The sequence below is a fragment of the Bacillus cereus group sp. MYBK79-1 genome (assembly GCF_051915365.1).
Classification (GTDB): Bacteria; Bacillota; Bacilli; order Bacillales; family Bacillaceae_G; genus Bacillus_A.
The window spans coordinates 61,001-84,157 of the sequence record NZ_JBQAEO010000019.1; the positions used below are offsets into that span (position 1 = coordinate 61,001).

The following is a 23,157-nucleotide window of genomic DNA, read 5'->3' on the forward strand; positions in this document are numbered from 1 at the left end:
GTATGACAACTCTCTCACCTCCTATTAAGAAAGCGTTTCTATATCACAGTATGATTTTCACGATATTGTCTCGGAGTCATACTAGTAATTTTTTTGAAGACTCTTGTGAAATAACTTTGATCATTAAAATTAAGCCAGGTACAAATATCTGATAATGGATAGGTCGTTAATGTTAATAATTTTTTTGCTTCTTCTACTCGTTCTCTCTGGATGTATTCAATTAAAGGAATTCCCACTTCTTTTTTAAACAGTTTGGATAAATAAGTAGGGGAAATATGTAAAAGATTAGCAAGGTCATTGAGAGATATTTCATCGTAAATATGTTTATTAATATGATTTAGGCACGTAGTAATCGAATTAGAATATGCTTGATCATTATATTCCTTCACACGTTCTGCAAAAGTACATAATGCATCTTCAATTAACCTATTTACGGAATACATGTTATCTAGTTTTTCAATCGTTTGTATATATAAAGTACCGAGTGAAAAAGCAATATGTGATGGAAGATTACCGTCTATCGCATATCGGATAGCTAGCGTAATGGCGATAATGCCATTATTTTTTTGGTTTCTCAGTTGATCTCCTTTAGATGAGATTGCTGCATCTTCTTGTGGATATGAATATGCATATTGTATGACCTTTTCTTTATTGCCTTCTTTAATTGCTGAAAAAAATTTACGTTCCAATGATATATCATAATTTTGCGGATCATGCCGGCGACGTTTTGAAATATATAGATCAGGATTTACGATTTTATAAGAAACCTCTTCGAGTAATTTATTTTTTTCCCAAACAGTATCGCGATTTAATTTTTCATTAAAAATTACGTAATGTAACCAAATACTTATATCAATTAGCGTACTTTTTTTAATCTCGGGTAGAAATTGATAGTAGTCTACTCCTTGTTGCATTTTATTATTACAGTTGAAATATTTCATAAGTTTAATAGCCATTTCATCTGATACTTTTGGGTAGGTAGTTGGGCCGATTATAATGGTTCCTTTTATATGTTCATGATTTGTTATATGGATGCTAATGAAATTCTCAAGATACTTATTCCCTTTGAAAATTGGGAAATTATAAGGAGCGTTTTCTTGATAAATTTCATTAAGATGTTCTTCTTTAGAAGAATAAAACGGACTACCAATTGTATGAGAAGTAGATTCGTATACAATTTTTTTATCAGTAGATAGAAACTGAACAGGTACATGAAACGTTCTATGTACAAGATCACATAAGTGCTGTAGGTCGATAGAATTATTCATTATTTTCTCCTTTTCAATCGTTTTGAATACGAAATGTCAATTAGATCTACATTCGTTTCTATAAAATATAAACTTCTTATTATTTGAATTTTTCCACTTACAGGAAAGGTAATGTACAAATTAATTTCCACATATGTTGTATGAAAATAGGCATAGTGATGGTACCTTCCATAAAAGTCCTTTTTATATCTATTATACCAAATTAATAAATATAAAAGAGGTATTTATATATGGAATACGAAATGTTTCATTCTTCATAAAATCTTAAGAAATCTCCTCAATTTTTGTTAAGAAACGATAGTTATACTTAGAAGCAAGTTAAAAAACTATTGAACGAATGGGGAGAGGGTTACATGCAGCTCATAACATTCTTACATGAATTTATAAAACATCCGAAACATACTGGTGCAATTGCGCCAAGTTCAAAAATATTAGCAAAGAAAATGGTAGATGTAATAGATTTTCATAGAGCGAAATGTATCGTAGAGTTAGGGCCTGGTACAGGAGTTTTTACGAAAGAAATTATGAAGAGAAAGAAGAAGGGAACGATATTTCTTCTTATTGAAATTAATGAAGTGTTTTGCAAAGAGTTAGAGAGAAAGTTTAAAGATGAACCGAACGTCATTGTTGTACACGGTTCAGCTGAAAATATAAAGAAGTATATGGAAGAATTCAATATAGAGTGTGTGGATTACGTTTTATCAGGATTACCTTTTGCTTCTTTACCAGAAGAAGTTTCAAAGCGAATTTTAAACAATGTCATGGAAGCGATACACGAGAAAGGTGCATTTATTACATTTCAATATTCACTTGTGAAAAAAGGATTTATACAGCATTTCTTTCCTGAAATTACGCTAGAGAAAGTGTGGCTCAATTTCCCACCAGCGTACGTCTTTAGTTGTAAAAAAGAGCTAGGGAGAGTATATGCATAATGGAATTACATGAATTATTATCTTATATTGAACAATACGGTTATTGGGCATTATTTTTCTGTTTATGGTTAGGTATTATCGGTATGCCAATTCCAGATGAAATGATCGTAATGAGTGGTGGTTTTGTCTCTTCATTAGGGATATTAAGTGTCATTCCAGCATTTTTATTAACATATTTAGGCGTTGTATCAGGACTATCGCTAGGTTATATATTAGGGAGAATATTTGGTGCGAAAGTACTTGATAAGCTAATGAAAAAGAAAAAGGCGAAATATCTATTGAAATCTCAACAAATGGTAGAGAAGTATGGTCATTATGCGTTAGTCACAAGTTACTTCATACCAGTTGTAAGACACATCGTACCGTATGTAGTTGGAATGAATAACATGTCATTTAAGATGTATGCTTTGTATTCCTATGCGACAGGATTTGTTTGGACACTCGTTTACTTTGTGCTTGGTTCTTTATTTGGACAACATATTAACAAGATTGTAGCGATCGCGATAGAGTATGGCGTGTATTTTGGTGGGATTGTTTTTGTTGTTGCGGGTGGTGCATATTTGTACAAGCAAAGAAGAAGTACGGTGATGAGTAAATAGAAGATAGGTTTATATTTAGAGAGAGTTATTTTGTAGAATAACTCTCCCTTTTAATGTAATAGCTCCTTATTACTTACATTAGGCTTTGTCTGAAATACAGTTATATAAATTGTTAATATAATCGTATTAATCAAGTTGGCTAATACAGTCATAAAATCACTTGATGGGATGATAAGGACGAAGATTGAAAGTATGGCAGAAGCAAGTGGAATAAACTTTTGCAGAGTCGTTAACTTTCCATCTTTATGAAGCTTTGAAGATTGAAAGAAACAAAGTAAGAAAATAAAGGATGTAAATAAAAATCCTAAATAGCCCCAACTACCTTCAATATACCAAGGTAAAAAGCTCATTCGTGATGTGAAAATAAATAAATTGAATACTAACGTGCTAATGATTAACGTATTTAAAATAGTGATATGTATCTGTTTCTTCATCTGAATTATACTCCGGAATTTATTTTAGCCTTCTATTTGTGGGTAGTAAAATCCTCACAAATTAAAGTTTCACTTTATTGAGATGTTTTTGCTATTTCCATAAATCGCTTTTCAATTTCATTCAATTCGAATGAATGGCATATTCTGCGGTCTTCATTATCTAAAATTCGATAGTGCTGAGATAAAATATTTTGTTGTATTTGATAGCCGTTTAATTCTTTTATTTGTCGCCACCACACTTTTCCTCCTAACGTTTTCGGGAAGTTCGTATTGTAATGTGTAAAAGCGATTGTTTTTATAATTTCATTCACATCATCTCCAAATGTCATTTGGACTGTATCGCACTGTTCGAAGAGTGTTACGACACAAACGGCACCTGACCATGTTAGCGTGCGTCTCCCTTTTTCAATGTCTACTAATGTTTTCTTTGATAAACCAATAATTTCTGACATTTTATCTTGTGATAAATTATTTTCAACACGGATGAGTTTTAATTTTGAATTAACGAGTTCAATAAATTCTTGTTTATCCATCATGCATCTCCTTTTTTTATTATAGTGTAAAATTACACTAAAGGTGTAATTTTGTCAATTGTGGTGTGGGGAATTCTTTTTTTATTTCTTGAGCTTACTAATTAATATTTCACTTCTAGTTTAAGAAAATGTTAAGAAACCGTGCGAGTTTTTATTAAGAAATACGCCCTATACTTAGAAACATCTTAAAGAAAAGATAATCAAAGGCGGAATATAGATGAAAAGATTTATTTTTAGATCACTACTTGTTATCGTCGCAGGAGCGGCATATTTATTAAATGGGAGTACTGGGATTGATAGAATGAATCCATTTCTTGATATAGAGAATCATTATGCAATTATTGATACAGATGGTAAAGAATTAGATGGAAATAAAGGTCGTGAATATAAAGTGAAAGCTTATGATGAAAATGGTAAGGAAAAAGAAGTTACAATTGACGGAGCAGATGAATTACCAAAAGGTTTATACTGGCATGTGCTTACGAGAGGTAAGTTCTTATATGATAAAGTGCAAGTAAGGATACATAAAATTCCTGATGGAGCAAAGATGAAGTTAGGGTATATAGATATAAAACCGATTCTCAATGTGGGAATCGGTTTTGTTATTTTATGGTAAAATATAAAAGGGAGGAGTGAGAATTATGCTACTCATCGTTAGCCTTATATTAATTGGGATTATGTGTAGTATGAGAATCGTATCTTTACATATGATAGAGCGAGAAAAGATAGAAGAGCGATATGTATATTGCCCAAAATGTGATGCGAAAATTAGAAGAGGAAATTCCGCTCCTTTTTGTTCGAAATGCAATTTAATATTTTAACGAAAGTAAATCCGAAATTAGCTTGTATGGTTTCGGATTTTTTATGTTGAAAAATGAAAGAGAAAATGATGTTCTCTTTCGTTTGTTTTAGTTAAAATGGGGTGTATATAGTAAGGTTTAAATGGATTCGTTAGCGCTAGAGAACCAATTATATAGTCGTAGTATGAAGAAGGAGAAAGTAGATGCCAATTATAAGAGATATCCGATTAAGTTTTCTAAAAAGAAAAGAGAATATAAGTAGTCTAGAGGTATTACAATTAACATCCTCAAGCAACTACGAGGAAGAGATATCCTTTTTTAAAGAAACGATTTGTATTACTTCTTTATATGAGCGATATATGCCAAAGTTAAGAACAGACTATGAAAAAGGTATTTGGATTCACTGTGTGGATGATATTTCATTATTAAATCAGTGGGAGAAAAAATATCGGATTTTTCCTGAATATATGAATGTGTTTGTAGAGTATGGGAGTGTAAAGGATTTTCCATCTTTATCAGATAAAGAGAAAAAAGAATTAGCCCTCCAAATCGTTCATACTGAAATGAAGAGTTTAGCTGTGAAATGTGATTGGGATATAGAGATGTTAGAAAAAGCATATAATAAGATACTGGATGTGGATTATAAAAATGAACTTGTATATATAAAGAAGAGTAATCCAAATAAAAAATATGTATGTAGTATAATTTGGCAGCATGAAGTGGATTATGCGGATATGTACTTAGAAATAAGAGAGTATAGAACGAGACGGTTAATCAAAAAGGAAAAGCTTATGAGAGAAGAAGATATGTATCAAATGTCTAATCATGTTAGTGACATGGCTTGGAAGTTAAACCATAAAGTGATGTTGATGAACAGCAAAGGAAAAACTATGTGGATGTTAACCTTTTTAGAGAAAAAGGATCCAGATAATTTAGTTTGGAAGATTGAAAGAATTATATAGAGGTGAAGATGATACAGATGAAAAAGGATATTTTGAAACTATTAGATAAAAAGCAAAGTAATTATGAATTCCCTACCCTAGATAATGCAGAGATGAATATGTCACAAGTGAAATTCTCTCTTTTCTTTAAAGATAATGAGGATTGGTTAATGGTGTTTCAATTTGTTGGAGTAGGATCATTAGGTGTATGTAATGATATTCAAGTATATGGTGATAGAGTGAATCATTTAATTGGTGATGATGCTATTTTGCAATTAAATGATGGAGATTATGAATTATTTGATGATGAAGGTGAATTTATACTTGATATTCATAACGGTAGTTTGCAAATTCGTGATCATTGTTTTGAATATGAATTTACAGAAGAAGATTATGTGAATCATGGAATAGAAGTACAAACGACAGAGTCTTATCCCACATATTTCATGCGTATGCTTGCTACTAATGACGAAGCTCGGAATTTAGTATGGTGGGATAAAGAAGAAATTTTAGAAGAGTGCGGTTTAGAAGGTGATTGGGAAGTTGTGTATGAAACGGAAGAATGGCAACATGTTGAAGACGAGAAAGTAAGTGAAAATGAATTCTTCCAATCAGTAGCTACTGCGATAGAGCAGAAAAATCCAACCATTATTGTGAATAAGGATTCTAATACGCACTGGAAAAATTGGGTGGAGTTTGATTTTGAAAATATTGATGAATACTGAGTGTGAATGAAAAGACTAGGAGAAAGAATAACAGATGAAAAGAAGAAGAAAATCTGGAGAAAAAGTACAAATGAATCGTTTTACACTTCCTTTATGTTACGGAAGTGAAGCGCCATATTATTATTATGAGGTAGCGCCTCATGAAAGAGAGGAACGCTTCCATTTAACATCAGAACTTTGCGTAATGGACGATGAACATTACTTTATTAGAGGATGTTTAGAGATTCCTATAACTGATTACCATGAAAATTTTATCTGGACTGTTTGGGTATCACTTAGTAAAGAAAGTTATGATAAAGTACTGGAAGAGTGGGATGAAAGAGGACGAGAAAATAGTGATCCCCATTTTGGTTGGTTATCTGTAGAAATACCAGTTTATCCAGAAACATTAAATTTAAAAACAAATATACATATAAGAGAAGTTGGAATGGCACCGTATGTTGAATTAGAGCCAACCGAGCATCCTTTAGCGATTGAACAAAGAAATGGAATTACTTTAGAGAGAGTGAAAGAAATACAAGAAATGATTCAACGATATAACTAGATTAGAAGAGAAAAAACGAGTGCTAGCACTCGTTTTTTTATTACACAACCGCAGGATTATAAATCATCGTAAAGTGTCCTTGTAATAATTCAATTTGACAAGGTGTATGAAGCGAGCTTTCTCCATCTGTATCTACTTCTTTTTCTTCTTCTGTTTCAATATGAATGGATTTCGCTTTTACGTGGAAGATGTCATTTTCGTTTGAGTCTTCAAATAGTTTCTTTCCGATATAATCTTTAAACGCTTGAATGCCTGTTGATTTTACGACGAAAATATCAAGTGTTCCGTCGTCGCATTTTACGTTTGGGATAAAGGACGGGATCCCGCCAAGATATTCACCGTTTCCAACCATAACAAGGACAGCTTCGTCTTCATATACTTGTCCGTCGTAAGTAATTTTTACTGGGAATGTTTCAGCATTTTTGACAGTTCGAATAGTGCTTAAGTAGTAACCAATTTTACCAAGCTTTGCTTTCTCTTCTGCATCAATATTGTTCGATACTTCAGAAACAAGTCCAATGCCCCAGAAGTTTAAGAAGTGTTGTCCGTTTGCTTGTGCAACATCGACTGGTTTTACATGTTCTTGTGTAATAAGTTTTGCTGCTTCAGCAATGTTTTGCGGAACGCCGAGTGTGCGAGAGAAGTCATTGCAAGTTCCGCCTGGAATGATTGCAAGTGCAGGTCTAGTTTCAAGAGGTGCTAAGCCATTTGTGCATTCGAATACAGTGCCGTCACCACCAAAGACGATAATTAAATCTACTTTACTAGCAAACTCTTGGCAATATTTTGTTGCATCACCTTGTTCTTTCGTATGAAGGATATGTAAGTCAGGAAAGGTTGCCGCAAGAGGTGGTACGATTTTCGTTAAGTTCGTATGTAAATCACCTTGTCCTGCTTTTGGATTTACGATGAGGAGTACTTTTTCAAATTTTGTTTTTGTCATTTTTTTCTCTCCCTTTGTCTTGTACGAATCGTGATAGAAAATAAACTTCCATCAGTAATTGATGGAAGTTTATTCTATTATATTACTCCGTTACAACTGAAGCGATAAATGGTAAGTTACGATATTTTTCAGCGCAGTCAATACCGTAGCCAACGATAAATTCGTCTGGAATTTGGAAGCCAACATATTCAGCCTTTAAGTCCACTTTACGACGCTCAGGTTTATCAAGTAACGTACAGAATTTCAATGCTTTCGGTTTATGCATAAAGAAGTGATCTTTTAAGAAGTGAAGTGTTAAACCAGAATCGATAATGTCTTCTACGACAATTACATTTTTTCCAGTAATATTTACATCGATATCTTTTAATAGTTTTACTTTTCCAGTTGTTTCTGTTTGATTTCCGTAGCTAGATGCAGAAATAAAGTCGATTGTGACATCGTTTTTAATGTGACGAATTAAATCAGCAGCGAATACGAAAGATCCTTTTAATACAGCGATTACTACGATTTCTTCTCCTTCAAAGTCACGTTCGATTTGAAGTGCTAGTTCTTTTACTTTTTCTTGTAATTGTTCTTCAGAAATTAAAGTGTCTTTTATTTCAATATTCATTGGAGTCCTCCTACAGTGTAAAACTTGCGAACATTTCGACTGTAAAGGATAGAAAGGAAAAAGTCAAAGAAGATATAAGTTTTTTACAGAAATCCCCACAAAATAGTCAGATGATATGATATACTGATTACATTAAGAAAACGCTTCCATAAAAGGGTGATTATGATGAAAAAGAAAGAGTATACAAGTGCAACATTTATAAAAGCATTACTTTTAACAATTGTTCTTGGTAGTTTGGCTTACATAATTGATGTACCAGCAATTCGGATTTCACTAATTGGAATGACTTTAGTATTAGGCGCAATTTCCCACGGTATGATGTCACAGCTGCAAGAAGCTGAAGTCAATCATATGAAAGATCATATAGATGAGAAATGAGAAACCTTCACGTATAGAGAGTGAAGGTTTTTTGTTTCTTACAAAAATGTAAGGTAGTTGTAAGGCAAATCGATAGTTGCATAATGGCGTTTTGGATAAACTATAGGTGTAAGGTAAAAGGCAAGCATATTTTTAGGTAAATTAAGTTTTAGGCACTCTATATGTGAAAAAGGAGTAGGAGGGCATGGAGAAACGTTGGACGACCTTTTCTTTTTTAGCAACTAGCAATACCGTAATGCTAGCTGGCGAAATGGATTTTTTGCACTTGTTTGATCGAGAAAACGATCATTCTTCTTCTAAATTTACAATGAAATGGAATAAATGGAGCGAAAGTTGTAGGTTTGAAGAAGAGACCCCTAACGAAGAGCAAAAGATTATTTTGACTAACCCTATTAAAGCCTGGGTTGTTCAACGTCGTAAGTGTAACGTCAAAAATCACTTAAAGAAAACTGAGCCGAGACAATTAGTTATCGCTCCAGCCCACTCTACTTCTAAATCACGCGAAAGTAACATGTAAATATTGAGACACACACCCGAAAAAACATCGTTATATATTGCGATGTTTTTTTATTTTTTTACAATGAAATCTTTAAATGAAATATATTTCATCTGCATCTTATATTTATATCTCTTGTTTATTCTAGTGATACATCCGATGCGAAGTGATGTAAAACGTATAAAAGGAGAGAAATGAAATGAAAAAGAAACTATTACCAATTTGTGCAATGGCACTTTTAACAGTGGGATATTCTTCGGTAGCAAGCGCGGATACTGGAACAGTAACAAAGGAAGAAGCAGCGCAAATGCAGCAAGATAAAGCGAAAAAAGAAGCAGCGATTAAGGAACAGCAAAAAAGTGAAGAAGAGAAAAAGAGACTAGCGCAAGAACAGTTGAAAAATGATATGGCAAAAAAAGAAGCAGCTATAAAAGCTGAGCAAAAGAATGAAGTAGCTAAAAAAGAAGAAGCAAAGCCAGTTGTACAAGGTGAAAAATTACCAAACACAGCATCCAATAATGTAGCAATGATGGCACTAAGCGCATGCCTTGTAGGGGTAGGGACATTATTTGGTTTGAAGCGTCGCAATAAAGTTAAGGCATAAATAAAATATTCTCCTATAAAGAATGGGATAATTTCATATATTAAAAATGGTAGGTTATTCCTACCATTTTTGGCATGGAGGGATGAAACATGAAGTTACTCAATTATATCGGTATCATATTGATGGCCATAGGACTATGTATGGGATCATATTACGCTATGGAATGGTATAAAGGGAAAAGCTCTGCTCAGCAATTGACGAAAGAAGAAATAAAGAGCCTTAACAATATACAACATAATCAGCTTTCTCATGAAACACCTGTAACTTCCCAAGTGCCTTCTTCTCAAACAGAACATAAAGAAGGAGAAAAGGTAGCGATGTTACATATACCGAAAATAAAGAAGAAGTTTTCTATATATTGGGGAGCAAATGATACAACGTTGAAGAAAGGAGTTGGAATGTTCGTTAGTGATTTAACGACAACGCCATCTGGAGGGGGACATACTGTACTAAGTGGGCATAGAGATACTGTATTTACAGATTTAGGAGAGTTAAAAGAAAAGGACACTCTTGTTTTAGAGTATGATAATAAAACTTACACATACGAAATTCAAAAAATATGGATTACCCATGCGGATGATCGTACTGTTATTATAAAAAAAGAAGAACCGATATTAACACTGACGACTTGCTATCCGTTTGATTATATAGGGGATGCACCAGATAGATATATTATCGAAGCGAAGTTAACTGCGAGCTACGCAAAATAAGATTGTAGTTTTTGAAAGTGGAAAGGGGATACATAAGTTATGTCAAAAAACATTTTAATTGTAGAAGATGAAGATATTTTACGTGAAATATTAAAAGATTATTTTTTGAGCGAGCAATATATAGTGTTTGAAGCAAGAGATGGGAAAGAAGCTTTAGTTGTATTTGAGGAAGAAGAGGTTGATTTAGTTATTTTAGACATTATGTTGCCGGAACTCGATGGGTGGTCCGTTTGCCGAAGAATTCGTAAAACATCTGGGGTCCCTATTATTATGCTGACGGCACGTGTAGATGAAGACGATACGTTACTTGGTTTTGAACTTGGGGCAGATGACTATGTGACGAAGCCGTATAGTCCACCCATTCTATTGGCAAGAGCAAAACGATTATTAGAAAGTAGAAAAGCATCGAAGAAACCTTTAGAGAACGAAGATGATACGTTATCGATTCATGGCATCCACGTCCATTTTCCGTCACGTACTGTTACTGTTGATGAGGCAGATGTTAGTTTAACGCATACGGAGTTTGAAATATTAGTGTATTTCATGAAAAACCAAGGAATTGTACTAACAAGGGAACAATTAATTTCAAGAATTTGGGGATATGAATTTGCTGGTGATGATCGAACGGTTAATAGTCATATTCGTAATTTGCGAAATAAGTTAGGAGAGAAAGCGAAATACATTACAACTGTAGTACGAACAGGATATAAATTTGAGGGGAATGTATGAGAAAAGGGATTGTACTAAAATTATTTACGCTCACAACAGTATTATGTATGTTAATTTTAGCGACGATATTTATTGGACAAACGATATTTTTTAAGCAATATTACGCGAATCGAAAAGTGGAAGATATTAAAGTGAATTTAAATTCTTTTGAGAAGAATTATTTGAACTATGCAGGAAGTGCAGAAGGAATTCAGAAGCTGGAGCAAGACTTTTTTAGAGAAAATAATACGTGGATTACGACATTGGATCAGAATGGGAATTTAAAACATGTGGATGATTTTTATTTTGAGGTAACGATAGATCGTAGTCAACAAAAGAGCTTTGGACAACAAATATTCAAAATTCCCCTATACAATCTCGTCAATATAGAGGAGATTGATAATAAACCATCAAATCAGTTTTTAGGCCAAGAAATATATTTTTCTGGAGTGAGAAAAGAAGATAGTTATATTCCATTCTCTTTCTCACTATCTAAGCGGAATTTAAGTGGATCGAATAAACCGTTAGAAAAAGCATTTAATGAGAAGATGAGTAAATTAGATCAAGAGAAAAAGAAAGCAGTTGGGGAGCAAGTTAGTAAGGAAAAGAGGCCGGCAGTTCAGGAACCAGCTGCCCAAGAATCAGATGTTTACATAGGAGGGCGAGTTACGAAAGTGCAGTTCCCTGATGTAAAAGGCCCCGTAAATCCAATTTATAAAAACACTTTATTTTTGGATAGTATAAAAGAATTTCAAACGGATGTAGTACTAAAAGAGAGTAATCAAATCGAATATTCAACAAAGACAATGGACTATGAAAAAAATGATATAAAATATAAATTATTAATGAAACCGATAACAGAAAGAGACGGATCAGTCACATATATTTATGCGATGGCGTCTTTACAGCCTGTAGATGAAGCTGTACAAATGGTGCAAGATTACTACATTTACATCATTGCATTTGTACTCGTTCTCATTTTTCTAGCTTCGTTCTATTACTCTAAACAAATTGCAAAGCCGTTATTAAAAATAAATGATACAACGAAGAAAATAGCACACTTAGATTTCACAGAACAAATACCGATTACTTCAAAAGATGAAATTGGTGATTTATCAAAAAATATTAATGTATTATCCAATAAGCTCCATTCGCATATTGGACAGCTAGAACAAGATATTGAAAAGGAAAGAAAGCTAGAAAATACGCGGAAAGAATTTATTTCTGGTGTTTCGCATGAATTAAAAACACCGCTAAGTATTATGAAAAGCTGTATTTCCATTTTAAAAGATGGAGTAGCAGAACATAAAAAAGAGTACTATTTTCAGGCGATGGAACGAGAAGTAGATAAGATGGATACGTTAATTTTGGATATGCTAGAGTTAGCTAAATTTGAATCAGGCACATATAAAATGAAAAAGGATGTATTTTATATTGATTCGATAATTGAAGATATATGTGAACACCTTTCTGTGGAGATAGAGAAAAAAGAACTTCGTGTGCATAAAAATATATGTTCATTTGAAGTGATGGCAAATCAAAATCGGATTGAACAAGTCATTGTGAATTTCATTACGAATGCCATACGTTATACACCGAATAAAGAGGATATTATTATTTCCACAATAGATGAGAAGGATCGTATAAAGGTGTGTATTGAAAATAAAGGTACTCACATTGAAGAAGAGCAATTAGACAAAATTTGGGATCGTTTTTATCGCGTGGATGCATCCCGTCAGCGCTCACAAGGCGGAACGGGGCTTGGGCTTGCTATTTCAAAGAACATTTTAGAACTACACGATGCTGAATATGGAGTAAAGAATACAGAAGACGGTGTATTATTTTACTTCTACTTACCAAAAAAAGCGTAGATGGTACATGCTACGCTTTTTTTAATTTATTTTCATATTATCTTTACCTAATCTTTATTTTTAAGCGATATAATCTGGTTAGAAAATGAGGTTATGTAAGGAGTCGATGAACCGTGCATAGCAATTGGCTAAGTATAATGGTATTTATTTTCTTTTGTGCATTTATTGTATTTTTAATTGATATTACGATATGAAAAAAGAGCGCTCATTAAGCGCTCTTTTTCTTCGAATTCAGTTGATAAGCATTGATGCTCTTGAATAAGCGTGGTGAAGTAAGAAATAAAAAGATAAGTAAAACGGTACATAAAATATAGGAACCAATCATTGTGCTACCATTTACGATTAATGAATATAGAACTGCTGATTGACCTTTCGGTGCATATTGTCCCCAGAAAATAATACCAGCAATAAAGTGGCAGAAATAGCGAGCAAAGCTACCGACAAATGTAGCAAGGATAATGTAACCAATAACTTTTTTTCCTTCGTTTTGTTTTGATGAAGGTTTGTCTTTACGGCTACCTAAACTGGATTGTTCTTCGCTATTTTCATTTGATGTTAAAAGTGCTTTTTGGATTGGACGATAGAATAAACCAGCAAATCCAATAAAAGCAAAGGCAATGAAGTACTCAATGAATGCTTGAATAGGTGTTAAAATGTAAGCATCTCCCACGACAATTTGTAATAGTCCCCAAACTAAACCACCTAAGAAAGCTGATTTAAAGCCCCAGCGGTATGCAATAATAAAAATAGGAATCATAGCAAATGAAATGGAACCGCCTGTTGGAAGTTTAAGTGATAATGGTAAAATGTCGATAATCATGGCGAAGGCTGCAAGAATTGCAGATTCGATCATCGCTTGTAAATTGGTGTTACGCATGTTGTCTCCCCCTAAATCCAAGTTATACAAAAAAGAATAGATATCATAGGAGGATACGAAATACGTAAATAAAAAAGAGGTATGTATTTCGGACGTTTGCACAATCCCTGCGTTAGCATTAACTAACAGGTTCGAAGGGTCGGAACGAAGTGTTCCCTCTCAGCGACATGGCTCCCCCTGTGATAACGAGATTCTTTATTTGCTATTGTTTATTGTAAGCGAAATGGATGAGAATGGCAAACGAATCAATTATGACAATTATTGAAATAAAATTGTAGAAAAATGTTAATAATTATGAAGTCAAAGGGGATAGTGCTCGAGAAATAGAGTGTGCTATAATTCTTCTGAAAATAATTATCATTCTCTTCGGAGGGGGAAGGTTATGAGCTTAGTAGATATTAAAATCGGTGAGAAAGTGTTAGTGAAAAGTATGCAGTCTTTAGATTATTTACTAAAGAGAAGACTGACTGCTTTCGGTCTTTCTGAAGGAAGCGAACTTCGCATGAAGCAGAAAGCGATGTTCAAAGGTCCTTGTACATTGGAGTGTCGTGGACAGTTAATTAGTATTCGTCATTGTGACGCGAAAATGATAAAGGTGGAATTAGCGTGAATAAGGTAGCATTGCTAGGGAATCCAAATACAGGGAAGACATCATTATTTAATGCACTTACTGGTTCTTATGAATATGTAGGGAACTGGAGCGGTGTAACAGTAGAAAAGAAGATTGGTAAATTAAAAGATAAACAAGGAACATTAATTGATTTACCGGGTGTTTATGATTTAAATCCAGTTTCGCGTGATGAAGGTGTCGTTACGAATTTTCTACTAACAGACGAATTTCATCATATGTTAAATATAGTGGATTCTTCGCAATTCGAGAGAAATATGCATTTAACGTTGCAATTACTTGAATTTGGAAAACCGGTTTCAATTGGAGTAAATATGGTCGATGTGGCAAAGCAACGAGGCATTGTAATTGATGTAAAACGGTTATCAGAAAGATTAGGTGTAACAGTCGTTCCTGTCGTTGCGAGAAGCGGAAAAGGCTGTGAAGAACTACTTGCAACGCTTAAAGAAAATGACAAAAGCGAGAAAACGCCATTCATTATTTCATATAGTGTACTAATGGATGAAGGAATTGGAGAGGTAATTTCTCTTTTAGAGAAAGCGAATTATAAGCATCCGAGATGGCTAGCCCTTCAATTTTTAAGTAATAACGAAGTAGTAGAAAAAGAAATGAAAGCATTACTAATTTATAAGGAACTTGTAGCCATTCGATCTTGTCTAGAAGGAAAACTTGATTGTACGTTAGAAGAGCACATTTACAAAACTCGTGAAGCGTATATTGAAAAGTTAAAAACAAATGTTATGAAGCATGAGAAAGAAGGGGAAATTCCTTTCTCGGAAAAAGTCGATAGGTTAATTACACATAAAATTTTAGGACTTCCAATCTTTTTAGCAGTTATGTTTTTTATTTTTCAGGTTACGTTTACGTGGATCGGTACACCTTTATCTGATATTTTAGATGGATTTTTTGGCGGACAGCTTACGGATTGGGTAACGGCTGGGCTCGCAAATGTTGGTGCTTCTCATTTTATTCAAGCAATCGTTACAGAAGGTATTATTGCCGGCGTTGGTGCGGTATTAGTATTCGTTCCACAAATCTTTGCACTTTTCTTTTTCATTTCATTATTAGAAGACTCAGGATATATGGCGCGAATTGCAGTTGTTATGGATAGAATTATGGAGTTCTTCGGTTTAAACGGAAAAGCGTTCATTCCGATGATTATCGGTTTTGGATGTAATGTTCCAGGTATTATGGCAGCGAGAACGATTGAACAAGAAAAAGAACGTTTACTTACAGTCCTTGTAACACCGTTTATGTCTTGCTCGGCACGTTTACCTGTATATGCATTATTTGCGGGAGTATTCTTCCCTCATAGTCAGGCAACTGTTGTGTTTTCTTTATATGTTGCAGGTATTGTTCTTGCGTTATTAGTTACAAAAATTATGTCTCTTACCATTTTAAAAGCGGAAAAATCTATTTTCGTTATTGAACTACCTCCTTACCGCGTGCCACAAGCGAAAACGTTATGGCTAAGCACGTGGGAGAAAGGGAAAGGATTTGTTCGTAAAGCAGGTACATTTATCTTCGGTGGTTCTGTTGTCATTTGGTTATTAAACTATGCAGGTCCATCAGGATTTGGTGTTGATATGGGAGACAGTTATTTAGCGATGATTGGTGGATTTATCGCACCACTATTTGCACCGCTCGGCTTTGGAACGTGGCAAGCTGCAGCATCTCTTTTAACAGGATTTTTAGCGAAAGAAGTTGTCGTTTCTACAATGGCAATTATTTATGCGGTGAAAGAAGATGTGTTAGGAAATGTAATGGGAGCACATTATACTGCGTTATCAGCATATGCATTTATGTTCTTTATTTTATTATATGTTCCGTGTTTAGCGACAGTAGCTGTTATTAAACGTGAAACAGGGTCAGCGAAGTGGACGATTTTCTCTGTTGTGTATCCACTCGTTGTTGCTTATGTATTAACGCTCATTATATACCAAGTTGGATCCTTACTCGGATTCTAGAAGGAGATGGATTAGGGTGATGGTCAATATTATAATTGGAGCTATCATTTTTGGTTATGCAGCATACACGTTAGTTAATTTTGTAAAGAGAAGTAAAAAGGGAAAATGCGCAGCCTGTTCTTTAAATAAGTCATGTCAGTCGCAAACTTGTAGTCCGGATATGGAGCAAGTGGCTCATAATAAATAGAAAAAAGCTTTGCGAATTTTTTCGCAAAGCTTTTTTGTTTTACTTTTTAATTTTTACAAGTTGAGAAGCTTCTACTCCGTTGTAGCCAGGGAATTCTTTACTAGGGTCTTTATCGAATTTTAATACACCTACAGATTTTTCATCACCTTTTACATTGCTGTAAGTTGCGTCATCAACAATTGCGTACATATCTGTATATGCGCGGCCACTTCCGATAATTGTGTTGCCTTCATATTTTAATTTCGCACCATCAAGTGTAGCATTTTCAACTTTCTCTTTTGCGAATAATACACCTTGTTCCGCTGTTACAGCTGGTAATTTATCAAGTGGTTTTGTGTCGTCGTTTTTATCGACTTTGCTAAGTAACTCTTTCTTCACCAGTTCTTCACCAGTTTTCTTATCCATTACAAGAACTTTTTTGCCATCTAATGTTGTCATTTTCATTTTATAGAAGTCTTTTTCTTTCACTTCTTTTTTATTTTTATCTGTAATTTGTTGAACTTGTTCTTCTGATCCGTACAGTACAAAACCGTTCGCTTTATCTCCTAATAAAGAACAACCTGATAATGCTCCAAGTGAAATTGCTGCTGCTAATCCGATTCCTACTAATTTTTTCATGATGATGTCTCCTTTTATATGTTTTATAGTAAATACATTTTTGTATTAGTTCTGAAATGATGAGAAGCTTATTTGCTGCTTCTGGTATTAGTGTATAAGAAATATGGAAACGTAACTATCGAGTTAGCTTACAGTAACATTACAATAATGTAATTTAGTGAAAGTACGTAAAAATTAGTCAAATCTAAAGAGGGTTAATGAGAATATATTGGGAAAACAATATTGTATCTAGAATGTCATATTATATTGGATGTATTTTGGAAATAACATGTAAGGACATCTTCGTTTTGTTATAATAAACACGTAGGTTGTAAAAATGAATATTCTTTACTGTTAAGGGAGATTTTTCAGTTTTCCAAGTAGTGAATTTGAAATATGAGGTAAGTTATAGGAGGAATTAGAATGTCTGTATTTAAACGATTACGAGATTTAACAATGTCGAATGTATATTCATTAATTGAAAAAGCGGAAGATCCAGTTAAGATGACGGATCAATATTTACGCGATATGCAAGCAGATGTACAAGAAGCTGAGAAAAGTGTAGCAGCTCAAATTGCACTTGAGAAGAAATTCAAAATATTATTTGAAGAGCAAGAAGCACTTGTGAAAAAACGTGAAGAGCAAGCTCATATGGCTGTTCAAGCAAGCAACCTTGACCTTGCGCGTCGTGCTCTTGAAGAAAAACAAAATGCAGAGCAAAAGATGAATGAGTATAAGGTAAGCTATGAGCAAAACAAAGCTGCTGCTGATAATCTTCGTTTGAAGCTAGAAGAAATGCGTAAGCAATTAACAGAGCTGAAAAATAAACGTGAAACACTTGTAGCACGTGTAAATGCGGCGAAAGCACAAAAGAATATTAATCAGGCGATGTCTGGATTTGATTCAAACTCAGCAAAAGCTGGTTTAAGCCGTATGGAAGAGAAAGCTCTTCAATTAGAGGCTGAAGCAGAAGCAAGCGGCGAAGTGTATAGAAAAGAAAAGTCATTAGATGATGAATTCGCAAGCTTAAACAAAAATTCTGCTGTTGACGATGAATTAGCTCGTATTATGAAGCAGTATGAGAAATAATATAGAATAGACAAAGAAACCGACATGTCTGAAGAGAATTCATGTCGGTTTTCTATTATTTTTTTAGAGGAGGTTTTGCAATGACATGGACGAATGTAGTAGCCATGCTTGTATGGACTGGAGCAAGTGCAGTACTTTTATTTGCAATTATGTGGGTTGATTCAATCTTTACGAAATACAATGACTTAAAAGAAATAAAGAATGGAAATACAGCTGTAACAACTCGTTTCGTTATGAAATTATTCGCGCAAGGGTATATTTTATCTCAATCGATTACGAAAGCAAATGATTTATGGCAAGCGCTACTTGCATCAGCAGTTTCTTTCGTTATTTTATTAGTGGTAGAAATGTTTATCGAGTTTGTGTTAAAGAAAATGGCTGGTTTAGATTTAGAAGAAGGTACGAAAGAAGGCAGTATTGCGCATGCGATGTTGGCCGGATCATTACATATCGTTGGTGCACTTATTTTAGGTGCTTGTTTATAAAGAGAGAAGGAGGGGTAGATCGTGAGTTTATTTAAACGAATTAAAAATATAATGAAGAGCCCAGAGCCGCCGAAACCAGAAAAAAGTTTGTTAACGTTAGCTCCTGGCGATATGGTTGAAGTTTCATTAATCATGTACGAATTAATCGGGAAAACGAGTATGCATTCTCGTAAAGAAATTGTTTTAACACTGCAAGACGGGAAAGATATTCGTTATTTGAAAATTGAAGATCGTGAAAATACGTATTACAAATTATATACACCAATTGATGGTCGTTTAGATTCGATTGATGAAATTCCGACGACCATTGAAATGGATGATACAGCGTACCATATGGAAGAGCAATATAACGGACGTGTTGTTGTGATGGGGAAAACACCATTCTCTGCTTCAGAGGAACAGTACGTATGGGAATTCCAATCAGATAACCGAAAATTATTGCGTATTGAATGGCAAAATGGTCGCACAATGATGTATGAGGGAGAAGCAATTATTCCTGCTGATGTACAAATTATTCGAGCAACGTAAGGGGGCGTAATCATGTCAAACCGATTGTTTACCATGATTAAATCGTTCGTGATCCCTATACTTGCTATCGTTATATTACTTGTTGTTGCTGGATATGCCTTATCAGGTTGTCAAGGCGGGCAGACAAAGTCGATTCAAGATCGTTATCCACTTGAGTCTGTCGCTAAGGAAGGTAAACAAGAATCTTACGTGTATAGGGCCGCCAATCGGCCAGTTCCTGAGGTCGCAAAGGAACTTATAGCTGAAAGGAAACCGAAGCAAGCATCTAAAGAAGACGAAAATCAAATGTTCCTCGTTTATTCTGATAAAATGTATAGTTTGCAAAAGGATAAAGAGAAACCATCTGATACGTTAATTGAAGTAAGTAATGAAGAATTTGTTCGTCAAAATTACCAACCATCCTTTCTGCAAGGATATATTATGGGAAGTATTTTAAACGATATATTCGGTTCAAAAAAATCATCTTCAGGTGATTACCGAGGATATAATGACAGACAAAATCATAAACCAGTTGTTCCAGAGAGACCACCTACGAAAGAAGAAAAGAAAACCCCGCCTCCGATTACGAAGGAAGGGAAAGGATCTATCATTAAGCGAGGCGATAATGTAGATTCGAAATCTTCTGTAGGAGATACAGGAAGTATTACGAAAAAAGGAAGTAGTACACCTCCGCCTTCGACTGGAAGCAAAGGGAAAATTACAAAAACACCAGGTGGCTCGAGCGGATCAGATGTGAAGCCAAAATCATCTATTAAAACGCCGCCAAAGAATACATCTCCCCCGAAAACGAGGGTTGGTGGTTCAGGAAAGATTACGAAGAGAAGATAGTTATAGAGACCGAAAAGTGGAAGTTGCTTTTCGGTCTTTTTATTATGGAAATTAATTCCTTGTAGCTGCTACAATTAAGTTATAAGGAGGAGATTAGTATGACTATATATAAAAGGTTTAGTTTGATTATGTTCCTCGTCTTATTTCTCAGTTTGTTTATTAGCTCAACGATGAAATTTCACTTTGTAGTAGGTATTCTATGGATATTATGTACATGCACTCTCTTTCTATATGTTCCGCTTCGCTTTCAACATGAATTGCCGGCCTTTCAAAAATACGTAGCATGGATTAAGAGAGGAGGAAGATGGGGAGAGTAAAAATATATCAGCGATTATCAGAATATATCGACCACAACTCAAAATATATCAGCGATTATCGAAATATATCGACATACCGACAAAAACTGACAACAATAGCAAGTTCATAATAAGAAGAGGGTGTGCCAAATTGTTGGCACACCCTCTTTATTCATAATGATTAATGAATATCACGTTTCTTAAAGTTACCGCCTTTTACTTCTGCTACGTCATAAACTGTAATAAAGGCATTTGGATCGATTTCATTAATCAAATCCTTCATTTTACTTTCTTCTAAACGGTTAATTACACAAGAAATTTCTTTGAATTTCTCTCTTGAATAACCACCATAAACTTCATTGTATGTTGCGCTTCGGCCTAAACGATCGCGAATGGTTTCTACCATTAATTCAGGCTCTTTCGTAATGATTTTAAATGCTTTGGAACCACTTAAACCAACTTCAACGATATGAATCACTTTCGAAGCAATAAAGTAAGCAATTGCTGAAAGGATAGCTCCTTGAAGACCGAATACTGTTGATACGAAAATAAATACGAACATGTTTAAGAATAAAATAAGGTCACTTGTTCCAAAAGGTAACTTGCGAGAAAGCAATACAGCTAGCATATCGATTCCATCTAATGCGCCGCCGTTACGTAATGCTAGTCCCATACCGAAACCGATAATAATACCACCAACAACTGTAACAAGTAGTGTATCGCCTTCAATAATAGCTGGTATTCCGTGCATAACAACGGTACCTATTGCTAATGAAGCAATCCCGATAATAGAATAAATTGCAAAGCTTTTACCAATTTGTTTATATCCTAACCAAACGAAAGGAATGTTAATAACTGCGATTAGAGCTCCTAATGGCAATCCAAATAATCTTGAACTAACGATACTTAAACCAGTTACGCCACCGTCTGATACGTTATTTGGAATTAATACAGCTTCTAATCCGTACGCTGTGATAAATGCCCCAATAATAATCATCAAAGCTTTTGAAGCGATTTTTAGCTTATTGGGCTTGTTTTTGATAATTTTCTCCATGTAATTGCCTCGTTTCAAACTAGTTTCTTATTTGTTACGTAATTCACACCTAAATTCCATTTTAACATTTAATTTGAAAAAATTCTCCTTTAATGGATGTATGCAGGGAATATTATCACCATATTATCTTTAAAATATTTTTGAAATGAGTATAAGAAATCCCATCCTTTCAAAGGGTGGGAGACTATTAAGAAATGATAAAACTAAGCACGGATACGAATAAGGAGAATCCTAAAATAGCTCCGCAAAACTTCATATGACGTTTACGTCCCATCACAACAATTGCGACATATTCACGAATCATTGCATTAGGCCAGTAATAAAAGGCAGTTTTGGATCCGATTCCTTGGCTATTAAGACCCGCTTGTCTTGCATATATACCAGCGCGGAAAAGGTGGAAATTATTTGTTGTAAAAATACTTCTATATTTACCTTCTGGCTTTAAAGAATCCATAATTTCTTTAGAGAACGACATGTTTTGATATGTGTTTACAGAGCGATTTTCTTGCACTGTATGTTCAAGGGGAATTCCTTTTTCAACAGCGTATTTTTGCATCGCTTCTGCCTCTGGAAGGCCTTCATCTGGACCTTGTCCACCAGAGAAAATGATTGTTGGCGCTGTATTCACAGCTGCTTGCTTCCAATAAAAGTCGATTGCTTTATGAATACGACTTGCAAGTAAAGGCGGTACTTTATCATTAATTAAGCCGCTACCGAGAACGATGATGAAATCTTGGTTACGTCTTGGTCTGTTGAATTGATATAGGAAATAAGCGGTTAAGAAGTTAGATAGATGTATAAAGAAATATACGGTTATAAGAGAAATTCCAGCAAAAATAGGCGTTAAATGCGGTGAAACTAAGCTTGCTGGATTTATAATAGGGAGTAACATCAAGAATAAAATCCCTAAAGCCGCAATAAGTGTTAAACAGTTCGTGAAGCGTCTTCCTTCGCGTTTCATTAAAATTCTAGCATTAAGAAATAACCCAACCATTAAAGCGATAACTGCAAAAGGAAGCATAATGATAAGTGCTAAAATGGGTAAAAATATAATGTAGCGTAGGGCATCATTGCCAGAGTCATAAGATGCAGCCGTGCAAAAAAGAAGGAAAAAACAGAAAAAGGCATTAAATAAAAAACCGTTTATTATTTTTCGCGGATCCTTTAAGTAAGAAATAAGAAAAATAATAAACAATATAAGGGGAATAATTCCTAAATACATCATAAATATAGTACACCTCAATTTGTATAATAATTTGACATACCTTCTATAATACATGATGTTATAATTGAAAATGAAAGAAAAAATGATTTTGAATTTTCTCAATAAAATATATAGATACATATGTTACAATGTATTCAAGGCGATATATTAAAAGTAAAATGGTTGAAAAGACACTCTAGGGAGTGTCTTTTCTCAGGCTGTGGAGAAAGTCTTCTCCACAGCCTGTTTTTGTGTCTGAACCTCTTTTTATGTGTCAACACTGATAAAAAAGAGGAAAAGGAGAGATTTCTTATGATGGGT

Annotated in this window: 30 protein-coding genes and 1 riboswitch; of the genes, 21 read left to right on the forward strand and 9 right to left on the reverse strand. The window is 34.3% G+C overall.

Annotation, left to right across the window (positions count from 1 at the left end):
* Nucleotides 1-38: 38 nt before the first annotated feature.
* Complete coding sequence (locus ACTFOB_RS22790; protein WP_440029074.1) at nucleotides 39-1,268, reverse strand: helix-turn-helix domain-containing protein; 1,230 nt, start codon at nucleotides 1,266-1,268, stop codon at nucleotides 39-41.
* Between the two features lie 353 nt (nucleotides 1,269-1,621).
* Here ACTFOB_RS22790 and ACTFOB_RS22795 point away from each other — a divergent pair, with 353 nt between their 5' ends.
* Nucleotides 1,622-2,200 carry a class I SAM-dependent methyltransferase gene (locus ACTFOB_RS22795; RefSeq protein WP_440029072.1) on the forward strand — a complete coding sequence of 193 codons (579 nt, stop codon included), beginning with the start codon at nucleotides 1,622-1,624 and terminating at the stop codon, nucleotides 2,198-2,200.
* On the forward strand, nucleotides 2,200-2,799 hold the full coding sequence (locus ACTFOB_RS22800) for a DedA family protein (RefSeq protein WP_440029070.1): 600 nt from the start codon (nucleotides 2,200-2,202) through the stop codon (nucleotides 2,797-2,799). Before ACTFOB_RS22795 ends, ACTFOB_RS22800 begins: the two co-directional genes overlap by 1 nt.
* A 50-nt stretch (nucleotides 2,800-2,849) precedes the next feature.
* On the opposite strand, the gene ACTFOB_RS22805 is transcribed toward ACTFOB_RS22800, so the two are convergent.
* Together ACTFOB_RS22805 and ACTFOB_RS22810 are read right to left on the reverse strand one after the other, a co-directional pair.
* The gene (locus tag ACTFOB_RS22805) at nucleotides 2,850-3,233 is read right to left on the reverse strand and encodes a hypothetical protein (protein ID WP_440029069.1); all 384 of its coding nucleotides are present in this window, start codon (nucleotides 3,231-3,233) and stop codon (nucleotides 2,850-2,852) included.
* 74 nt (nucleotides 3,234-3,307) lie between these two features.
* The gene (locus ACTFOB_RS22810; RefSeq protein WP_440029068.1) at nucleotides 3,308-3,766 is read right to left on the reverse strand and encodes a helix-turn-helix transcriptional regulator; all 459 of its coding nucleotides are present in this window, start codon (nucleotides 3,764-3,766) and stop codon (nucleotides 3,308-3,310) included.
* Nucleotides 3,767-3,983: 217 nt separating this feature from the next.
* Here ACTFOB_RS22810 and ACTFOB_RS22815 point away from each other — a divergent pair, with 217 nt between their 5' ends.
* From ACTFOB_RS22815 to ACTFOB_RS22835, 5 genes are all read left to right on the forward strand, one after another.
* On the forward strand, nucleotides 3,984-4,382 hold the full coding sequence (locus tag ACTFOB_RS22815; RefSeq protein ID WP_440029066.1) for a YxeA family protein: 399 nt from the start codon (nucleotides 3,984-3,986) through the stop codon (nucleotides 4,380-4,382).
* Between the two features lie 25 nt (nucleotides 4,383-4,407).
* Nucleotides 4,408-4,587, forward strand: a complete 180-nt coding sequence (locus ACTFOB_RS22820) for a hypothetical protein (protein WP_076541023.1) — start codon at nucleotides 4,408-4,410, stop codon at nucleotides 4,585-4,587.
* A gap of 182 nt (nucleotides 4,588-4,769) precedes the next feature.
* A complete protein-coding gene (locus tag ACTFOB_RS22825; protein WP_440029065.1) occupies nucleotides 4,770-5,528 on the forward strand; it encodes a hypothetical protein in 759 nt (252 codons plus the stop codon).
* Nucleotides 5,529-5,536: 8 nt separating this feature from the next.
* Complete coding sequence (locus ACTFOB_RS22830) at nucleotides 5,537-6,232, forward strand: DUF7003 family protein (protein ID WP_440029063.1); 696 nt, start codon at nucleotides 5,537-5,539, stop codon at nucleotides 6,230-6,232.
* Nucleotides 6,233-6,266: 34 nt separating this feature from the next.
* A complete protein-coding gene (locus tag ACTFOB_RS22835) occupies nucleotides 6,267-6,776 on the forward strand; it encodes a DUF2199 domain-containing protein (protein ID WP_440029062.1) in 510 nt (169 codons plus the stop codon).
* Nucleotides 6,777-6,816: 40 nt separating this feature from the next.
* Here the strand turns inward: ACTFOB_RS22835 and ACTFOB_RS22840 are convergent, their stop codons facing one another.
* Nucleotides 6,817-7,719 carry a diacylglycerol/lipid kinase family protein gene (locus ACTFOB_RS22840; protein ID WP_440029060.1) on the reverse strand — a complete coding sequence of 301 codons (903 nt, stop codon included), beginning with the start codon at nucleotides 7,717-7,719 and terminating at the stop codon, nucleotides 6,817-6,819.
* A gap of 82 nt (nucleotides 7,720-7,801) precedes the next feature.
* Nucleotides 7,802-8,329, reverse strand: coding sequence for a hypoxanthine phosphoribosyltransferase (gene hpt, locus ACTFOB_RS22845; protein WP_001019304.1), 528 nt, complete (start codon nucleotides 8,327-8,329; stop codon nucleotides 7,802-7,804).
* Between the two features lie 162 nt (nucleotides 8,330-8,491).
* On the opposite strand from hpt, the gene ACTFOB_RS22850 reads away from it, so the two are divergent.
* From ACTFOB_RS22850 to ACTFOB_RS22875, 6 genes are all read left to right on the forward strand, one after another.
* The gene (locus ACTFOB_RS22850; RefSeq protein WP_440029059.1) at nucleotides 8,492-8,707 is read left to right on the forward strand and encodes a hypothetical protein; all 216 of its coding nucleotides are present in this window, start codon (nucleotides 8,492-8,494) and stop codon (nucleotides 8,705-8,707) included.
* Between the two features lie 184 nt (nucleotides 8,708-8,891).
* Entirely contained in the window at nucleotides 8,892-9,224 is a 333-nt protein-coding gene (locus ACTFOB_RS22855) for a hypothetical protein (RefSeq protein ID WP_440029057.1), read from the forward strand.
* A gap of 178 nt (nucleotides 9,225-9,402) precedes the next feature.
* Entirely contained in the window at nucleotides 9,403-9,807 is a 405-nt protein-coding gene (locus ACTFOB_RS22860) for an LPXTG cell wall anchor domain-containing protein (RefSeq protein ID WP_440029055.1), read from the forward strand.
* An 89-nt stretch (nucleotides 9,808-9,896) separates the two neighbouring features.
* Nucleotides 9,897-10,517: a class D sortase gene (locus ACTFOB_RS22865; RefSeq protein ID WP_440029053.1), complete on the forward strand. Its 621-nt coding sequence runs from the start codon at nucleotides 9,897-9,899 to the stop codon at nucleotides 10,515-10,517.
* Between the two features lie 39 nt (nucleotides 10,518-10,556).
* Nucleotides 10,557-11,246: a response regulator transcription factor gene (locus tag ACTFOB_RS22870; protein WP_440029051.1), complete on the forward strand. Its 690-nt coding sequence runs from the start codon at nucleotides 10,557-10,559 to the stop codon at nucleotides 11,244-11,246.
* Nucleotides 11,243-13,096 (forward strand): sensor histidine kinase, encoded by a 1,854-nt coding sequence (locus ACTFOB_RS22875; protein WP_440029049.1) that lies wholly within the window; start codon nucleotides 11,243-11,245, stop codon nucleotides 13,094-13,096. Before ACTFOB_RS22870 ends, ACTFOB_RS22875 begins: the two co-directional genes overlap by 4 nt.
* Before the next feature lie 208 nt (nucleotides 13,097-13,304).
* Here the strand turns inward: ACTFOB_RS22875 and thiT are convergent, their stop codons facing one another.
* Nucleotides 13,305-13,973: an energy-coupled thiamine transporter ThiT gene (gene thiT, locus ACTFOB_RS22880; RefSeq protein WP_440029047.1), complete on the reverse strand. Its 669-nt coding sequence runs from the start codon at nucleotides 13,971-13,973 to the stop codon at nucleotides 13,305-13,307.
* A gap of 86 nt (nucleotides 13,974-14,059) precedes the next feature.
* A riboswitch (TPP riboswitch) is annotated at nucleotides 14,060-14,161 on the reverse strand.
* A 194-nt stretch (nucleotides 14,162-14,355) separates the two neighbouring features.
* On the opposite strand from thiT, the gene ACTFOB_RS22885 reads away from it, so the two are divergent.
* From ACTFOB_RS22885 to ACTFOB_RS22895, 3 genes are read left to right on the forward strand one after another with little or no spacing between them, the layout of a single operon-like run.
* Nucleotides 14,356-14,583, forward strand: coding sequence for a FeoA family protein (locus tag ACTFOB_RS22885; protein WP_440029045.1), 228 nt, complete (start codon nucleotides 14,356-14,358; stop codon nucleotides 14,581-14,583).
* Complete coding sequence (feoB, locus tag ACTFOB_RS22890; RefSeq protein WP_440029044.1) at nucleotides 14,580-16,568, forward strand: ferrous iron transport protein B; 1,989 nt, start codon at nucleotides 14,580-14,582, stop codon at nucleotides 16,566-16,568. Before ACTFOB_RS22885 ends, feoB begins: the two co-directional genes overlap by 4 nt.
* Before the next feature lie 16 nt (nucleotides 16,569-16,584).
* A complete protein-coding gene (locus ACTFOB_RS22895; RefSeq protein WP_073516844.1) occupies nucleotides 16,585-16,755 on the forward strand; it encodes a FeoB-associated Cys-rich membrane protein in 171 nt (56 codons plus the stop codon).
* A 39-nt stretch (nucleotides 16,756-16,794) separates the two neighbouring features.
* Here the strand turns inward: ACTFOB_RS22895 and ACTFOB_RS22900 are convergent, their stop codons facing one another.
* Nucleotides 16,795-17,373, reverse strand: coding sequence for a lipoprotein BA_5634 family protein (locus tag ACTFOB_RS22900; protein WP_440029042.1), 579 nt, complete (start codon nucleotides 17,371-17,373; stop codon nucleotides 16,795-16,797).
* A 402-nt stretch (nucleotides 17,374-17,775) separates the two neighbouring features.
* Here ACTFOB_RS22900 and ACTFOB_RS22905 point away from each other — a divergent pair, with 402 nt between their 5' ends.
* The 5 genes from ACTFOB_RS22905 (at nucleotide 17,776) to ACTFOB_RS22925 (ending at nucleotide 20,599) form a co-directional block, all read left to right on the forward strand.
* Nucleotides 17,776-18,441 (forward strand): PspA/IM30 family protein, encoded by a 666-nt coding sequence (locus ACTFOB_RS22905; RefSeq protein WP_440029040.1) that lies wholly within the window; start codon nucleotides 17,776-17,778, stop codon nucleotides 18,439-18,441.
* A gap of 80 nt (nucleotides 18,442-18,521) precedes the next feature.
* Nucleotides 18,522-18,926, forward strand: coding sequence for a DUF350 domain-containing protein (locus ACTFOB_RS22910; protein ID WP_048529578.1), 405 nt, complete (start codon nucleotides 18,522-18,524; stop codon nucleotides 18,924-18,926).
* A 21-nt stretch (nucleotides 18,927-18,947) separates the two neighbouring features.
* Nucleotides 18,948-19,454: a DUF4178 domain-containing protein gene (locus ACTFOB_RS22915; protein ID WP_440029038.1), complete on the forward strand. Its 507-nt coding sequence runs from the start codon at nucleotides 18,948-18,950 to the stop codon at nucleotides 19,452-19,454.
* Between the two features lie 12 nt (nucleotides 19,455-19,466).
* A complete protein-coding gene (locus ACTFOB_RS22920; RefSeq protein ID WP_440029036.1) occupies nucleotides 19,467-20,282 on the forward strand; it encodes a DUF4247 domain-containing protein in 816 nt (271 codons plus the stop codon).
* A gap of 98 nt (nucleotides 20,283-20,380) precedes the next feature.
* Complete coding sequence (locus ACTFOB_RS22925) at nucleotides 20,381-20,599, forward strand: hypothetical protein (RefSeq protein WP_427265865.1); 219 nt, start codon at nucleotides 20,381-20,383, stop codon at nucleotides 20,597-20,599.
* Between the two features lie 160 nt (nucleotides 20,600-20,759).
* Here the strand turns inward: ACTFOB_RS22925 and ACTFOB_RS22930 are convergent, their stop codons facing one another.
* Nucleotides 20,760-21,632: a YitT family protein gene (locus ACTFOB_RS22930; protein WP_097816536.1), complete on the reverse strand. Its 873-nt coding sequence runs from the start codon at nucleotides 21,630-21,632 to the stop codon at nucleotides 20,760-20,762.
* Nucleotides 21,633-21,819: 187 nt separating this feature from the next.
* Nucleotides 21,820-22,857: a YdcF family protein gene (locus ACTFOB_RS22935; RefSeq protein ID WP_440029034.1), complete on the reverse strand. Its 1,038-nt coding sequence runs from the start codon at nucleotides 22,855-22,857 to the stop codon at nucleotides 21,820-21,822.
* Nucleotides 22,858-23,157 lie beyond the last annotated feature (300 nt).

Bases quoted from the DNA above. Each gene is read 5' to 3' on its own strand.
- ACTFOB_RS22860 (WP_440029055.1), top strand. From the start codon at position 9,403: ATGAAAAAGAAACTATTACCAATTTGTGCAATGGCACTTTTAACAGTG.
- ACTFOB_RS22810 (WP_440029068.1), bottom strand. From the start codon at position 3,766: ATGGATAAACAAGAATTTATTGAACTCGTTAATTCAAAATTAAAACTC.
- ACTFOB_RS22855 (WP_440029057.1), top strand. From the start codon at position 8,892: ATGGAGAAACGTTGGACGACCTTTTCTTTTTTAGCAACTAGCAATACC.
- ACTFOB_RS22825 (WP_440029065.1), top strand. From the start codon at position 4,770: ATGCCAATTATAAGAGATATCCGATTAAGTTTTCTAAAAAGAAAAGAG.
- ACTFOB_RS22925 (WP_427265865.1), top strand. From the start codon at position 20,381: ATGACTATATATAAAAGGTTTAGTTTGATTATGTTCCTCGTCTTATTT.
- ACTFOB_RS22795 (WP_440029072.1), top strand. From the start codon at position 1,622: ATGCAGCTCATAACATTCTTACATGAATTTATAAAACATCCGAAACAT.
- thiT (WP_440029047.1), bottom strand. From the start codon at position 13,973: ATGCGTAACACCAATTTACAAGCGATGATCGAATCTGCAATTCTTGCA.
- ACTFOB_RS22870 (WP_440029051.1), top strand. From the start codon at position 10,557: ATGTCAAAAAACATTTTAATTGTAGAAGATGAAGATATTTTACGTGAA.
- ACTFOB_RS22840 (WP_440029060.1), bottom strand. From the start codon at position 7,719: ATGACAAAAACAAAATTTGAAAAAGTACTCCTCATCGTAAATCCAAAA.
- ACTFOB_RS22905 (WP_440029040.1), top strand. From the start codon at position 17,776: ATGTCTGTATTTAAACGATTACGAGATTTAACAATGTCGAATGTATAT.
- ACTFOB_RS22835 (WP_440029062.1), top strand. From the start codon at position 6,267: ATGAAAAGAAGAAGAAAATCTGGAGAAAAAGTACAAATGAATCGTTTT.
- ACTFOB_RS22920 (WP_440029036.1), top strand. From the start codon at position 19,467: ATGTCAAACCGATTGTTTACCATGATTAAATCGTTCGTGATCCCTATA.
- ACTFOB_RS22815 (WP_440029066.1), top strand. From the start codon at position 3,984: ATGAAAAGATTTATTTTTAGATCACTACTTGTTATCGTCGCAGGAGCG.
- ACTFOB_RS22850 (WP_440029059.1), top strand. From the start codon at position 8,492: ATGATGAAAAAGAAAGAGTATACAAGTGCAACATTTATAAAAGCATTA.
- ACTFOB_RS22865 (WP_440029053.1), top strand. From the start codon at position 9,897: ATGAAGTTACTCAATTATATCGGTATCATATTGATGGCCATAGGACTA.
- ACTFOB_RS22875 (WP_440029049.1), top strand. From the start codon at position 11,243: ATGAGAAAAGGGATTGTACTAAAATTATTTACGCTCACAACAGTATTA.
- ACTFOB_RS22800 (WP_440029070.1), top strand. From the start codon at position 2,200: ATGGAATTACATGAATTATTATCTTATATTGAACAATACGGTTATTGG.
- ACTFOB_RS22820 (WP_076541023.1), top strand. From the start codon at position 4,408: ATGCTACTCATCGTTAGCCTTATATTAATTGGGATTATGTGTAGTATG.
- ACTFOB_RS22910 (WP_048529578.1), top strand. From the start codon at position 18,522: ATGACATGGACGAATGTAGTAGCCATGCTTGTATGGACTGGAGCAAGT.
- ACTFOB_RS22930 (WP_097816536.1), bottom strand. From the start codon at position 21,632: ATGGAGAAAATTATCAAAAACAAGCCCAATAAGCTAAAAATCGCTTCA.
- ACTFOB_RS22935 (WP_440029034.1), bottom strand. From the start codon at position 22,857: ATGATGTATTTAGGAATTATTCCCCTTATATTGTTTATTATTTTTCTT.
- hpt (WP_001019304.1), bottom strand. From the start codon at position 8,329: ATGAATATTGAAATAAAAGACACTTTAATTTCTGAAGAACAATTACAA.
- ACTFOB_RS22790 (WP_440029074.1), bottom strand. From the start codon at position 1,268: ATGAATAATTCTATCGACCTACAGCACTTATGTGATCTTGTACATAGA.
- ACTFOB_RS22805 (WP_440029069.1), bottom strand. From the start codon at position 3,233: ATGAAGAAACAGATACATATCACTATTTTAAATACGTTAATCATTAGC.
- ACTFOB_RS22885 (WP_440029045.1), top strand. From the start codon at position 14,356: ATGAGCTTAGTAGATATTAAAATCGGTGAGAAAGTGTTAGTGAAAAGT.
- ACTFOB_RS22830 (WP_440029063.1), top strand. From the start codon at position 5,537: ATGATACAGATGAAAAAGGATATTTTGAAACTATTAGATAAAAAGCAA.
- ACTFOB_RS22900 (WP_440029042.1), bottom strand. From the start codon at position 17,373: ATGAAAAAATTAGTAGGAATCGGATTAGCAGCAGCAATTTCACTTGGA.